Annotated in this window: 13 protein-coding genes and 1 riboswitch; all 13 genes read right to left on the minus strand. The window is 63.8% G+C overall.

Annotated features, from left to right (window positions below; translation table 11 throughout):
* Positions 1–408 (minus strand): flagellar hook capping FlgD N-terminal domain-containing protein, encoded by a 408-nt coding sequence (locus tag QMC81_01430; GenBank protein ID MDI6906135.1) that lies wholly within the window; start codon positions 406–408, stop codon positions 1–3.
* 18 nt (positions 409–426) lie between these two features.
* Complete coding sequence (locus QMC81_01435; GenBank protein ID MDI6906136.1) at positions 427–822, minus strand: flagellar hook-length control protein FliK; 396 nt, start codon at positions 820–822, stop codon at positions 427–429.
* Between the two features lie 1,261 nt (positions 823–2,083).
* Positions 2,084–2,536 carry a flagellar export protein FliJ gene (gene fliJ, locus QMC81_01440; GenBank protein ID MDI6906137.1) on the minus strand — a complete coding sequence of 151 codons (453 nt, stop codon included), beginning with the start codon at positions 2,534–2,536 and terminating at the stop codon, positions 2,084–2,086.
* Positions 2,537–2,539: 3 nt separating this feature from the next.
* Entirely contained in the window at positions 2,540–3,877 is a 1,338-nt protein-coding gene (locus QMC81_01445; GenBank protein ID MDI6906138.1) for a FliI/YscN family ATPase, read from the minus strand.
* Positions 3,874–4,578 carry a FliH/SctL family protein gene (locus tag QMC81_01450; protein ID MDI6906139.1) on the minus strand — a complete coding sequence of 235 codons (705 nt, stop codon included), beginning with the start codon at positions 4,576–4,578 and terminating at the stop codon, positions 3,874–3,876. Before QMC81_01450 ends, QMC81_01445 begins: the two co-directional genes overlap by 4 nt.
* Before the next feature lie 14 nt (positions 4,579–4,592).
* Positions 4,593–5,609, minus strand: coding sequence for a flagellar motor switch protein FliG (fliG, locus tag QMC81_01455; protein ID MDI6906140.1), 1,017 nt, complete (start codon positions 5,607–5,609; stop codon positions 4,593–4,595).
* Positions 5,610–5,618: 9 nt separating this feature from the next.
* Complete coding sequence (fliF, locus tag QMC81_01460) at positions 5,619–7,145, minus strand: flagellar basal-body MS-ring/collar protein FliF (protein MDI6906141.1); 1,527 nt, start codon at positions 7,143–7,145, stop codon at positions 5,619–5,621.
* Between the two features lie 143 nt (positions 7,146–7,288).
* The gene (gene fliE / locus QMC81_01465; GenBank protein ID MDI6906142.1) at positions 7,289–7,591 is read right to left on the minus strand and encodes a flagellar hook-basal body complex protein FliE; all 303 of its coding nucleotides are present in this window, start codon (positions 7,589–7,591) and stop codon (positions 7,289–7,291) included.
* Positions 7,592–7,668: 77 nt separating this feature from the next.
* Positions 7,669–7,759: riboswitch (cyclic di-GMP riboswitch) on the minus strand.
* Between the two features lie 65 nt (positions 7,760–7,824).
* On the minus strand, positions 7,825–8,238 hold the full coding sequence (flgC, locus tag QMC81_01470; protein ID MDI6906143.1) for a flagellar basal body rod protein FlgC: 414 nt from the start codon (positions 8,236–8,238) through the stop codon (positions 7,825–7,827).
* A gap of 6 nt (positions 8,239–8,244) precedes the next feature.
* Positions 8,245–8,655: a flagellar basal body rod protein FlgB gene (flgB, locus tag QMC81_01475; protein ID MDI6906144.1), complete on the minus strand. Its 411-nt coding sequence runs from the start codon at positions 8,653–8,655 to the stop codon at positions 8,245–8,247.
* A gap of 348 nt (positions 8,656–9,003) precedes the next feature.
* Positions 9,004–10,233 (minus strand): UDP-4-amino-4,6-dideoxy-N-acetyl-beta-L-altrosamine transaminase, encoded by a 1,230-nt coding sequence (pseC, locus tag QMC81_01480; protein ID MDI6906145.1) that lies wholly within the window; start codon positions 10,231–10,233, stop codon positions 9,004–9,006.
* Between the two features lie 1,230 nt (positions 10,234–11,463).
* A complete protein-coding gene (locus QMC81_01485) occupies positions 11,464–12,135 on the minus strand; it encodes a hypothetical protein (protein MDI6906146.1) in 672 nt (223 codons plus the stop codon).
* Positions 12,136–12,290: 155 nt separating this feature from the next.
* Positions 12,291–12,995 carry an acylneuraminate cytidylyltransferase family protein gene (locus QMC81_01490; GenBank protein MDI6906147.1) on the minus strand — a complete coding sequence of 235 codons (705 nt, stop codon included), beginning with the start codon at positions 12,993–12,995 and terminating at the stop codon, positions 12,291–12,293.
* Positions 12,996–12,997: the final 2 nt, after the last annotated feature.

Raw genomic sequence — 12,997 nt, forward strand, 5'->3', positions numbered from 1 at the left:
CTACCTGACCTCCACAACCTGGTCGAAGGGGTAGCTTTGGCCGTTAATGACCACTGAGGCGCCCTCTTCGTTCATCGTCACCCGCTCCACGACGCCCTTGACCGTCTCCTCACCGGCCTGCACCGTCACTTCCCGGCCGATGATCGCCGCCGCCTGGGCCAGGGCCTGGCTGCGGTTAAGTTCCTGCACTCTCGCCTCAAGTTCGATCAGGCGCTCCAGGACGCCGTACTGCACGATCTGGTCCATAAAGGCGCCGGCGTCCTGCGGTGCGAACGGGTCGGGGTTGGACATCTGGGCCAGCAGGAGCTTCATGAAGGTGTCCTTCCCCCAGGGGTCCTTCGCCGCCGTACCGCCGGCGGCACCGGTTGAGGTCCCCGATCCCACGGGGAGAAACAGGGAACTGTCCATACTTATCACTTCCTTGGCTCATACCAGGTAGTTCAACCGTTCAGGTGACGCCGGCTCTCGTCCGGGAGTCCCCGGGTCCGGCGCGCTCCAGGTCTCGGGGGGAACGGCCCAGGCCGCCTCGGGCGCCTGCCACCACTGGCCCTGGCCGCGGCCGGGCGAAGCGTCCCCGTGGCCGAGGAAGACCCCGGCCTGTCCGAGCTGCAACTGGTGCTGCGCCAGCTGCTCCCGGAGCTGCGGCAGGACGGCCTGGATGGCGTCCCGCACCGCGCCGTCGGGGGTGAAGAACTGGGCGCTCAGCTCGCCGCGCACCAGGGTCAGCTTCACCGTGACCGGCCCGAGATGCGGCGGATCAACAGCGATTTCCACCCGCACCGGCTGCCCCGGATGGTCGCGCATCTGATCCAAATGGCGCATAACCTGTTGTACCACCTGCGCCGGGCTCAGGCCGGGAGGCGAGTTAAACGTCCCCGCCGGGGGAGGCGCTTGCGCCGTAACGGCGGCCGGGGCCCCGTCCAACGAGCCGGACGGGGGGTGCGCGGAAGCTCCGCTTTCGGATGCGGCCACCGGCTTCGCGGTTACCGCTCCGCCGGAGCCCGGGTCAACGATGACTGTCCCGGCCGGGCGGACGCGGACATCCGCCCCTGCAGGCAGACCGGGGTCCGCCGCTACGCCCGGAGTGAGAGACTCCCGCACAGATTGAGTCTTGCCGGCGCCCGTTGTCCCGTGGCCGCCTGAAGTCGGCGACAGAGAATCACCTGCGGCCGCGGTGGAAAGGGGTATGCTCAAAAGTTCCGCTTTTCCACTTGAACCCGGCGCCGGATTTGACCGCGCTGCAGATGTAGACATGGGCCCGCTCAAAAGCTCGGCTTTATCGCCTGAAGCGGGTGCCGGACTTGAAGGCGTGGTCTTCCCTTCCGAAACCGGTCCACCGGCGCCCCTGGGGTCAACCCCCACGGTTTCAGACCTCAGCCCCGGGTCCCGGGCAACCGGGCCGGATAATGCTGCGGGCTCCGCGTTCCCGGGCGAACCGGGGCCGGGAGCGGTACCGGGGACGCTCGCTCCGGGCGCGTTGGCCGTGGCACCGGTTGCCGTTACCTCAGGGGTACCGGATCCAACCCTTGGGACTATGCCGTCCCTCGGGGCGATCACGGACGTAACGGCGCCGGCAGCCGTACCGGTTGTCGCGCTGGGGGCACTCGCCGCGGTGCCGGCAGCCGCCGGCTGCCCTCCGCCTGCCGCCGGGGCCGGTGAATCGGCTGACGGTGAGTGCCCGCCGGTGACAGGGATGGCCGGTGGGGTTGCCGCGGCGCCTGACGAGCTATCCGGTACAGTACCGCCCGGAGCCATGCCCAACATTAAGGTTTTCCCGGACACCGCCCCCTGTCCGGTGGTGGGTTCCCCAAGGGCGTTTGCCTCCGCCCCCTGCTGGAGCAAGGCTGCGCCGGCAGCCGTACCCGGCGTTCCACCGCCGTAGACCGTACCTGAAGACACACCGGCACCGCCGCCCATGGCCGCGGGCAGGCTCACCGGCGCAACGGGGGCACCAAGCCCGAGCATCTGCGCCAGCAGGGCTTCGAAATCCGCCCCGGCGCCGGGCGTCCCCCGTGCTTCGCCGGTTCCCAAAGCGTCAGGAGCCTGTCCTCCGGACACGAGCCCAATAAACGGCATCATCTCGCTATTTCACCTCCTTCCCGCTGATTTGTATGTCAGCCCGTGAGGAGCGCATGCCGATCTCGTCGAGCGCTTTCTGCTCCCGGGACCGCTGCACGGCCTCAAAGGCTTGACGGCGCTGTTCTTTCAGGTTTTCCAGGGCTTTCTTTTCCCGCCGCGCGGCGACCAGGCTCTGCAGCCGTTGGGCCACGACCTGTTCCTTTACCGCCAGATCCCTGGCCAGCTCCCGCTCCCGGCCCCGCAAGTGCTCACGGTAGATCTGCAGGTGCAGGGCGACGGACAGGTCCAGCGCCTCCGCTTCCAGCAAGGCGGCCTCCAGGCGCAGGCGGGCGGTCTCCAGGGCACGGGCGCGTTCCTCACGCTCCCGCTGCGCGGCCGCCAGGGCCTGCTCGGCTATCTCCTGCCGCTGCGCCCGGTGGCGCAGGACCGGCTCGAGACGGAAGACGAACCGCGCCATCGCCTAGGCTCCCCCTCCGGCAAGAGACGTTAACCGGTCAAGGGTCTGGTCAAACTCCGACACCTCGTCCGGCATCTGGCGCAAGAAGGCCGCCAGGGCGGGATAGACCTCAATCGCCCGGTCCACCGCCGGGTTCGTGCCGGAAACGTAGGCCCCGATGTTGATCAGGTCCTCGCTCTGGGTGTAGGCGGCCAAAAGGCGCCGTAACTCTCCGGCGACGCGCACGTGGTCACCGCCGGCCACGGTGGTCATCAGGCGGCTCGTGCTGTTCAGGATGTCGATCGCCGGGTAGTGGTAACGGGCCGCCAGTTCCCGGCTGAGAACGATATGGCCGTCCAGTATGCTCCTTGTCGCGTCGGCCACCGGCTCCTGCATGTCGTCCCCTTCCACCAGCACGGTGTAAAACCCGGTAATGGAGCCCCGCGGGCTCGTCCCCGCCCGCTCCAGGAGCTTGGGCAGCAGGGCGAAGACCGACGGGGTGTAGCCCCTCGTCGCCGGGGGCTCGCCGACGGCCAGCCCGACCTCGCGCTGGGCGAGGGCGAACCGGGTGACGCTGTCCATAAGGAGCAGGACGTCCTTTCCCCGGTCGCGGAAGTACTCGGCGATGGCCGTCGCCGTGAAGGCCGCCCGCAGGCGGACCAGAGGCGGCTGGTCCGAGGTGGCGGCGACGACCACCGATTTCGCCAAACCGGCGGGGCCGAGGTCGGAGGCGATGAACTCCCGCACCTCACGGCCACGCTCCCCGACCAGGGCGACCACATTTATGTCGGCACTGGCGTGGCGGCAGATCATGCCCATGAGCACGCTCTTACCCACGCCACTACCGGCGAAAATGCCGATGCGCTGGCCGCGGCCGCAGGTCAGGAAGGCGTCGATGGCCCGGATGCCGGTGGGGAGAGCATCGGTGATCAACGGCCGCTCCAGCGGCCCGGGCGGCGGCGCCTGCACCGGTACCTCGGACCCGCCGCGCAGGGGCCGGCCGTCCAGGGGTCGCCCGAGTCCGTCCAGGACACGGCCCAGGAGGCACTCCCCGGCCCGCACGGCCATGCTCCGCCCCCGGGGCACCACCCGGGATCCGGGGCGGATACCCCGCAGGTCGCCCAAGGGCATCAGCAGCGAGGTGCGATCCCTGAAGCCGGCGACCTCGGCCATCACCGGCTCGTCCTGGCCGGGGACGTGGATTTCGCAGACTTCGCCGATGAAGGCGTCGATCCCCAGGACCTCAATCGTCAGGCCGACGACCTTCGCCACCTGCCCCAGCTTCTTCAGGACCGGCGCCCGGCGGACGGCATCGCGCAGGGCACCCGGGTCCGGCAGGTATTCCCGCGCCGGCTCGCTCACGACTCCAGCACCTCCCGCAGGGCCTGCCAGCGGGACTCCACCCGGGCGTCGACCAGCCCTTCGCCGGTATCGACCAGGCAGCCGCCGCGAGTAAGGCTGGCGTCGTCAACGATCCGAAAAACGGCGTCCGGCGCCACCAAAGCCCGCAGCTCGTCCGCCCGCTCCCGCAGCAGGGCGGCGTCTTCCGGGTGGGCGAACAGGATGACCTGCTCCCGGTCGCGCACCTGCCGGACCGCCTCCCGGGCGATGGCCTCGACGATGCCGGGATCCAGGCTCAGCTGCCGGGCGACGGCCTGCTCGGCAATATCCAGCGCCAGGGCGCGGATCTCCCCGTCCAGGGTGGCCAGCGTTTCCCGCCGCAGGTCCTCGGCCGCTTGCACGACGGCCCGCGCATGTTCGCGCGCCGCGGCCAGTTCCTGCTCCATGGCCGCCCGCGCCTCTTCGAGGCCTCGCGCGTAGCCTTCTTCCTGCGCGCGCCGGGCGATCTCCTCGGCCTCGGCGTGCGCCCGTGCCAGGATGGCCTCGGCTTCCGCCCGTGCCCGCGCCAGTTCGGCTTCCGGGTCGGCCGGCGGAGCGGGCCCGTCCGGGCAAGCGCCGGGATCAGAGCCCGGCGCGGCGGCCCTTGAGCAGGGCCGGGTCACCAGGACCAACGGCGTCCGGCCCACAGGCACCCCCCGCATCACATAACGGCTAGGCGACATACCTCGGCCCTCCCTTACACAAGGACGGCGTCCTCCCCACCCCTCGCGATAATGATCTCCCCTGCTTCCTCCAGTGCCCGGATGACTTTTACGATCCGCTGCTGCGCCTCCTCCACGTCGCGCAGGCGCACCGGGCCCATGTAGTCGATCTCGTCCTTGAGCATCTGGGCGGCGCGCTGCGACTGGTTCTTGAAAATGCGCTGGCGCACCTCCTCGTTCGCCCCGCGCAGGGCGACGGCCAGGTCCTTCGGGTTGACCTCGTTGAGAATCCGCTGGATGAAGACATTGTCCAGCTTGATGATGTCCTCGAAGACGAACATCCGCCGGCGCACTTCCTCGGCCAGGGCCGGGTCGTCGGCCTCGAGCTGGTCGAGGATGGCCTTCTCGGTGGCGCGGTCGGCGGCGTTTAAGATGTTCACCAGAAGTTCCACCCCGCCCTCGGCGGTTCGGTCCTCCTGGCTGAAGCTCGACAGCTTCCGGTCCAGGATGCGCTCGACCTCGTCCACCATTTCCAGCGAAGCGCGCTCCATCGTGGCGACACGCTTTGCCACGTCCTTCTGTATGTCCTCCGGCAGCTCCGCCAGGATGCCCGCCGCCTGGTCGGGGTGCAGGTAGGCCATCGTCAAGGCGATGGTCTGCGGGTGCTCGTCCCGCACGAAGTTGAGCAGCTGCCGCGGGTCGGCCTTGCGCAGGGATGAGAAAGGCATGATCTTGCCGGTGGTCATGAGCTTCTTGATGATCTCGTCCGCCTTGTGGGGGCCGACCGCCTTTTCCAGGACGTCGCGGGCATAGCCGATGCCGCCGGTAACAATGAAAGTGCGCGCCTGGTGGAGGTCCTCGAACTCCTTCAGTACCGATTCGCGCTCCTCCGGCTTCACCCGGCCGAGGTTAGAGATGGTGTAGGTGATCTGCTCGATCTCCTGCTCTTGAAAGCCCTGTTTAAGGATGCGGGCGGAAAGGTCTGCACCCAGGGAGACGAGCAGCACCGCCGCCTTTTGCAGGCCCTTGCTCCTCACGGTCGATACGGGCATGGCTTCCCCCTACTCCTCTTTCAACCAGACCTTAATGATGTCGGCCACTTCCTGCGGGCGTTCGCGGGCCAGCTCGCGCATCTTTTCCTCCTGGGCATCGGTGCGCCGCGGCGGGGGCTTCATCGGCCCCTCGTCCTCGCCCGGCTCACCCGGCGCCAGTCCCTCCACCGCCGGCATCGCGGCCCTGCGCCGCCGTCTGAGCATGAACAGCAGGCCGAATACGATAAGCAGCAACAGCCCCGCCGCCCCGGCGATGGCGTAAGTCAGCACACGCCGTTCCTGGGCCTTCTTGGCCGCGGCGGCGGCCTTCGCCTCGTCCTCGGCGAGTTGCTTCTGGTAGGTGTTGTCAAAGCCCATCGCCGAAATCGTGACCTGGTCGCCGCGCCCGGGGTTGAACCCCACCGCCGTGGCCACCAGCTGCTCGATCTCCTGCCTCTTCGCAGGCGTCAGATCCCCGTCGACCACCACGGCGGTCGAGAGGCGCCGCAGGACTCCGGGGGCCTGGACGATGGTCTCCTGCCGCGTGCCGACCTGGTAGTTGCGGGTCGTATCCTCGCGGGTGTATCCCTGGTTCCCGCCGGGCGTTGGCGTCTCATAGCCGAAGTTACCCCCCGTGCCGGCGGTACCTCCCGCGGCGCCGGCCGCCCCCTGCTCCCGGCTGGTCTGCTCGCTGACAACAACACCCTCGCCCTCCGGGACGTTGATCACCGTCTCCGTCCGGGAGAAGTCGAGGTCGGCGCTGACCATGCAGACCGCCTTTCCGGGACCGAGGACGCGCTCCAGCATCTGCTGGACTCTCTTCTCAAGCTCCTTCTCGTAAGAGCGCTTGACCTGCTGCTGTGTCATGCCGGCCGAGGCCACCTGGTCGGAACCTGCCTCATCGCTGAGGATACGGCCCTCCATGTCAATGACGTGCACGTTTTCGGGCTTCAGGCCCTCGACGCTGCCCGTGACGAGGGCCACGATCCCCTGCACCTGCTCCGGTTTCAGCTGCGTAAGGGGCTTCAGTTTAAGGGCCACCGACGCCGAGGGTTCGGGCTGCTCCTCGTCGAAGACCGTCTTTTTAGGGATGACCAGGTGTACCCGCGCCTGCTCGACCTCCTCCAGTTGCACGATCGTCCTCTGCAGTTCCCCCTGCAGCGCGCGCTGGTAGTTGACCTGCTGCTCAAACTCGGTGATCCCCAGCTTCGTCTTGTCAAAGAGTTCAAAGCCCAGCCCGCCCGCGTTCAGAGCGCCGCTGGAGGCCAGCTGAATCCGGGTCTCATAGACCTGGTCGCGGGGGACCTGAACCGTCGTCCCCTGGTCGGTCAGACGGTAGGGGACCTGAAGTTCCTTAAGCTTGGCGACGATGGCTCCCGCCTCGCCCGGCGCCAGGCCCGAGAAAAGCGGCGCGTAGCGGTATTGCCCGATAAGGCCGGCAACGTAGATAACCGCCGCAATGACACCCGCCACGGCCATTCCAAGGGCAATCCGCTGGACCGGGCTGAGTGCCTGCCATCTTTCTCTTGCCCCGGCCGCCACTGCAGGAGTGGCCAACTTCCTTCAGCCCCCTCGACAACCGTCTGTTCCCTTATCTTCCGTCCCCAAGGCTCCCGGCCATCGTGCGCTTATCCGCCGGGGTCACGCCGCGCATTATGACCCCTACGGATTGCTTCCCAATCCTTTTATCCGACTTCCCTTTACACCGGCATGCGGAAGATTTCCTGATAGGCCTCGACCAGCTTGTTACGTGTCTGCACCGTGAGCTGCATCCAGATCTCGGCCTCCTTCATCGCCACCACGACCTGGTGCAGGTCGTCCACCTCGCCGGCCAGGAAACCCTTAATCGTCTCGTCGGCCTTGACCTGCGCCGCGTTTACCTTGTCCAGCGCCTGGCTCAGGAATTCGCCGAAGGACACTCCACCCCCGCCGGCGGCTTGAGCAGCCTTCTGCGCGGCCTGCCCTGCGCCGGGCGGCACGGCCGGGGTCACGTCGTTAATCATATCGTCACTCTCCTCCTGCCCGGTTTTCCCGCAGCCAAAAACAAGAGCTACCCCGACAAGAGAGTAGCCCATCCCCTGCCGGCAACCCGGCCGCCTTAAATCCGTAAAAGAAGACAAAGGCCCGTGGTTTTGCGTCCCCGCCTTTCGACGGGTTTGCCATTGTCGCACAGGGACGTCCGGTGTGGCAGCTCGCGGCCGTCAGTCATATAGCGCTGTAGTGTCCTCCCGTCAGACTAGCGTCCCATCTCCAATGCATAGGATGCCAACTGCTTCGTGGCCTGTAGGGCGGCGGCGTTGGCTTCGTAGGCACGCGTTGCGCTGAGCATGTCGATCATCTCGTTGACGACGTTGACGTTCGGGTACTCTACGTAGCCGTCCGCCCGGGCGTCCGGGTGGTCCGGCTCGTAGGCCGTCCGCGGTGGACCGTCGTCCTGGACGATCGCTGTCACCTGCACCCCGGCGTTCCGCCAGCCGTGCAGCGCCCGCTGCAGCCGCTGGGCGAAGACCACCGTCTGCCGGCGGTAGGGCCCGCCCTGCGGGGTGCGGGTCGTCTCGGCGTTGGCCAGGTTATTGGCCACGATGTCGAGGCGTAACCGTTCGGCGGTCAGGCCCGAGGCGCTGATGCCGAAGCTGTCGAAGTAGCCCACGGAGTTCTACCTCCCTCCGTTGATGACCAAGCTCAGTTTCGCCAGCCGGTCGCCGAGCATCTGGGCCGACGCCCGGTAGGCGATGGTGTTGGTTGCCAGGGAGACCATTTCCCGGTCCAGGTCCACGTTGTTCCCGTCCGCCCGCATGCTGGTCATGCGTACCGGCTCCGCCTCGGGCGTCAGGGTCTCCAGGTCGCCCGCTCCTCCGAAGTGGCGGGGATCGGTGCGGCGCAGCGGCAGCGCCTGCTCGCGTACACCGACCGCCTTCCGGAGCAGCTCTTCGAAGCGGACCTCGGACCTCTTAAAGCCCGGGGTGTTCAGGTTGGCGATGTTGTCGGCGATGACCCTCTGCCGCAACGAGGTGGCTTCCAGAGCCTTCGCCAGGGCCAGGTGCGTCGTTTCATTGAAAAGCTGCACGGTGCTCCCCCCTCAACCGCAATGCATTGCGTGGTCCTGATAGGACCCTGGTCCTATATGAGCTGGGATTGAGGTCCTAACATAATTAGTCTGCGTTGCCAATGAGTGGATATGTATTGTATTTACGACAGTTCTCGGGAATTTCCTGCCGCTTTTGCCAGCAAATTATGCCGCGTTTTGCAACGACCCACCCAAATCCTTAACATGCAATCGAAGTCACATGGATAGGATTCAATAGCTATTCCAACTTTTTCTGATAATACGACTTTTCTCCCTAATTTCCTGCATATCTTTTCTAAAGTTTTGGTTAAGCCTTTCCGATTATCGAAGTTTTGGAGAGAAGATCTCTTAGCGGCGGTAATACAGGATGACCTTCCGGACGGCCCGGATAACGTCTTCCACGTCACGGTCGGTCATCGCCGGGAAGAGGGGCAGGGTGAGGACACGGCGGTAGAACTCCTCGGCACGCGGCGCGGGTGACGGCTCCTCCAGTGTGCAGACGTTGACGTTGCTGTTCAGGAGCCAGCGGTAGTAGGGGTGGGTGTGGACGGGGATGTAGTGGACGTGGACGCCGATGTTCTCGGCGCGCAGGGCGAGAAAGACAGTGCGCCGGTCGGCGCGCAGGTGCTCCGGCCGCAGGGCGAGGACGTAGAGATGCCAGGCCGGCTCGGCCTGGGCGGGGTCGGGCCAGAGCGGCGTCTCAACCTCCGGCAGGTCGGCAAAAGCTTCATTATATAAGGAAACGATCTCCCGGCGGCGGTCCAGGAAGCGGTCCAGCTTAGCCAGCTGGGAGAGGCCCAGGGCGGCCTGCAGGTCGGTCAGGCGGTAGTTGTACCCCAGTTCCTGCATCTCATAGTACCAGGGGCCGTGGTCGTCCAGCATCCTCTCCGGGCGGCGCTCGATCCCGTGGTTGCGGAAGAGCAGGAGCCACTCATAGAGTTCCTCCGAGTTTGTCGTCACCACCCCGCCCTCACCGGTAGTGACGTGCTTCACCGGGTGCAGGCTGAAGACCGTCATGTCGCTCAAGCTCCCAACCGGCTGCCCCCGGTACGTCGCCCCCAGGGCGTGACAGGCGTCCTCGATCACGATGAGGTTATGTTCGGCGGCAACGGCGTGGATCGCGTCCAGGTCGCAGGGCCGCCCGGTGTAGTGCACCGGAATGATCGCTTTGGTGTTCGGTGTGACCTTCGCCCGGACCTCGTCCGGGTCGATATTCCCCGTGCGGGGATCGATGTCCGCGAAGACCGGCATCGCTCCCACGTAGCGGACACAGTTCACCGAGGCGGCGAAAGTCATCGGCGTCACGATGACCTCGTCCCCCCGCCCGAGCCCGGCGGCCAGGCAGGCCAGGTGCAGCCCCGCCGTCCCGCTGGAGACGGCGACCGCGTAGCACGCCCCTACCCGGGCGGCGAAGGCCTCCTCGAACTCCCGGATCTTCGGCCCCGTCGTCAGCCAGTCGCTCCGCAGCACCGCCGTCACGGCGGCGACGTCGTCCTCGTCGACCCACTGCCGGGCATAGGGCAGGTAAGTCTCCCGCACTGGTTGTCCACCCGCGAGGGCGGGGAGATCGTCAGGCATCAGATCACTCTCAACTCCTTCAGGGCGGTTACGCCCGGCGGCTGGGGGTCCTATCGTTGCGCGATAGACGCCCTCACCACCTGCGAGGCCATTCTAGCACGCCCCACGCCCGGTAGCAACATATATGCCGAATATGGATCGCTACCAGACTGCAAGCTCTTCCACCGGGCCGCCTTTCCGAAGGCCTCTCTACCACGGTCTAATCCGCGAAGTTCTTCCGCACAGTCTCTTGCATTTTGATATTAATATTAATATAATAGCTGCAGGATGCAGCGGTAATCATATGGGGAGGAGTGCCCTTGACGAAACGTCAGAGCCGAGGATTCAAAGTAATCCGGAGTTGCCTGGAAGAAGAGGCCCATAAATGGAAACACATAGCAGTAACCGAAGAGGTAATGACCTACATACTCTCGTTGGATGTTAGAGTTGCGGTAAAGGTGATCAGATCTATTACCCTACTCGACGATCTGGGAACACAGTTACCAGACGATTATGTCCACTTTATCGGCAACATACGTGGTATTCGCCTCTGGGAATTGCGAACGCGTTTCCACAACTTCTATGAGCGGATCTTATTCGTGAGACACAGAGGCCGTTTCTATCTCCTGCTGAGTGCTTTCAGGAAAACAACCGACAAGGTCCCACGCGAAGAAATCGAACGTGCGATCCGTATCTTACGAGAATACGATAGTGATAACGAAGTATAGGTATTAGCGATATAGATGATTTCATAATATCGCCCCGCTGCATCCTGTTGTTTAATCTTTTGTGAAGGACGATGAGACGATGAGGACACCACTTACTGGTTGTGACTTTGCCGAGCGGTTGAAGAAACAAAGACCAGATATCCTAACTGAGGCCCAAAAAGACCAGCGAGAGTGGAGCATTGTTAGAGCAATTATCAAAGAACGTGTTAGGCGTGGTTTGACACAGGCTCAGTTAGCCGAAATGGCCGGTGTACGCCAGTATCAGGTTTCTAAAATCGAGCGTGAGCAAATCGGCAATTGGTCGACGTTACGCAAAATCATGCAGGCATTAGATATCAGTCTTGTTGCTCTCGCCCCCGGCGAGAGATATGCCATTTTGAAAAGCCCCGTAGTCTCTACTAGACCGAAGAGGCTGCGGCGCTTGAGCCGCCCACAAACCCCGGATTCCCCTGCCACGTCGCCAGCTGGCCGCTCGTGACGGGGCGTCACCGACAGCCCCTTGACAAGACGCGGCTAAGAAAAACTACGACCGGGCCAACGATAAGATAGCCTCAATCACGGTGTGGTACTGGTTAGATCTTTGAAGATAGTTAGGATGGTATGTTCTGAAGGTCTTTGGGGGCAAACATTGGTGTATAAGTCTAGATAGTTTCCTTACTTCAAAGCCGTCTACATCCGCAAATTGGACCTCACTAAACGTGGCTTGAATTCTGCTGTCGTAGTAAGGTCCCGTAAAGAAGACTATAATATCGGGCTTTAGTATTTTAATCTCGCTTTCGAGGATAGGATAACACCCGCAGATCAAATCTTCCAAAATGGGGTCCGGTCTTTTCCCTCCTTGGTCAACTTTCACAAGGTTGTTCCATACAAAAGCACAGTCGCCGGTAGCGTTAATTCCTTTGGCCAGTTTATGGGCCACCCTCCAGAAAGGGCTACGCACATAATCCTTCCCGAGGTTAAAATCCCTGTATCTCGAAAGCAACGTGGCCACTGGGTCATTCCCCAGGCCTTGACCAAAGCAGCCCCACCAGCCAAAGGTTTGTTGTCCCACGATCATCAACTTGACAGGAGATGAGAGGTACGAATCCGGAACATCGATCAATAAAGGGTTTGATAATTGTAGCCTGGAAGGATCGATTCCCTTTAGGGAATTACCCAATGCGGACAAATACTCATCATAGACTTTACGAAGCATCCCGGTTCAAACCTCCATCCACCCAAACTCCCAGCCCAATGCAGTCACTAACAAGGGTACCGGGCCTATACCCAGAGTCCTTATCTCATCTTGTCTGCAAATCTTTGCCGGTTAGCCTACCAATTAATCGCGACTTACTCACGCTGCGTCGCCCCTTAGCTACTCCACTTTCCAAGCATCAGCACCTGCGCTAAAGCCAGGTCAACCTCATCATCGATGTCCACCGATCGCATACGCGGCATAACGTAAGCATAAGTTCGAGGGCCATACCAACTGTCGCGCTCACGGATGAAACCCCACCGGGCCAGATAGATGGCGCCGTTCAGCCGGTAGCAGACAGGTAACTGCTGGCGGTTTGTAGGCAGGTCGGGGCGTAGAAAACCGTCGAGGCAACCATCTGCAGGTAATGTGTTGCACCACCAGGGGTGATGGTCTACCTCGCAGACCGAGACGACCGCCTCGGCCCGTCGCTCAATGAACAGGTCGAGCGCCCCCCGGATGTCATCGGCGGTCCGCAGGGGGCTCGTCGGTTGCAGGAGCATCACGGCGTCGTAAGCCCGCCCATCTTTGTCCAGCCAGGCCATGGCGTGGTGCAGGACATCGATCCCACGGGCGGCATCCGTCGCCAGCTCGGCGGGCCGCAAAAAGGGAACATTGGCGCCGGCATCCTCCGCTACGCGGGCGATCTCCTCGCCGTCGGTGGAGACCAGTATCTCATCGAACACACCGCTCTCCCTGGCCGCTTCGATGGTATGGACAATTAATGGTTTTCCGGCCAGCAGCCTGAGGTTCTTCCCCGGCAGGCCTTTCGATCCGGCACGCGCCGGGATCAGGCCCAGCAGCGATAAACCACGGTACATTG

Source organism: Thermoanaerobacterales bacterium (assembly GCA_030019475.1).
In the GTDB taxonomy this organism is placed as follows: Bacteria; Bacillota; Desulfotomaculia; order Desulfotomaculales; family JASEER01; genus JASEER01.

Bases quoted from the DNA above. Each gene is read 5' to 3' on its own strand.
- fliG (MDI6906140.1), bottom strand. From the start codon at position 5,609: ATGCCCGTATCGACCGTGAGGAGCAAGGGCCTGCAAAAGGCGGCGGTG.
- QMC81_01485 (MDI6906146.1), bottom strand. From the start codon at position 12,135: ATGCTTCGTAAAGTCTATGATGAGTATTTGTCCGCATTGGGTAATTCC.
- fliJ (MDI6906137.1), bottom strand. From the start codon at position 2,536: ATGGCGCGGTTCGTCTTCCGTCTCGAGCCGGTCCTGCGCCACCGGGCG.
- QMC81_01490 (MDI6906147.1), bottom strand. From the start codon at position 12,995: ATGTACCGTGGTTTATCGCTGCTGGGCCTGATCCCGGCGCGTGCCGGA.
- QMC81_01435 (MDI6906136.1), bottom strand. From the start codon at position 822: ATGCGCCATTTGGATCAGATGCGCGACCATCCGGGGCAGCCGGTGCGG.
- QMC81_01450 (MDI6906139.1), bottom strand. From the start codon at position 4,578: ATGTCGCCTAGCCGTTATGTGATGCGGGGGGTGCCTGTGGGCCGGACG.
- fliE (MDI6906142.1), bottom strand. From the start codon at position 7,591: ATGATTAACGACGTGACCCCGGCCGTGCCGCCCGGCGCAGGGCAGGCC.
- QMC81_01430 (MDI6906135.1), bottom strand. From the start codon at position 408: ATGGACAGTTCCCTGTTTCTCCCCGTGGGATCGGGGACCTCAACCGGT.
- pseC (MDI6906145.1), bottom strand. From the start codon at position 10,233: ATGCCTGACGATCTCCCCGCCCTCGCGGGTGGACAACCAGTGCGGGAG.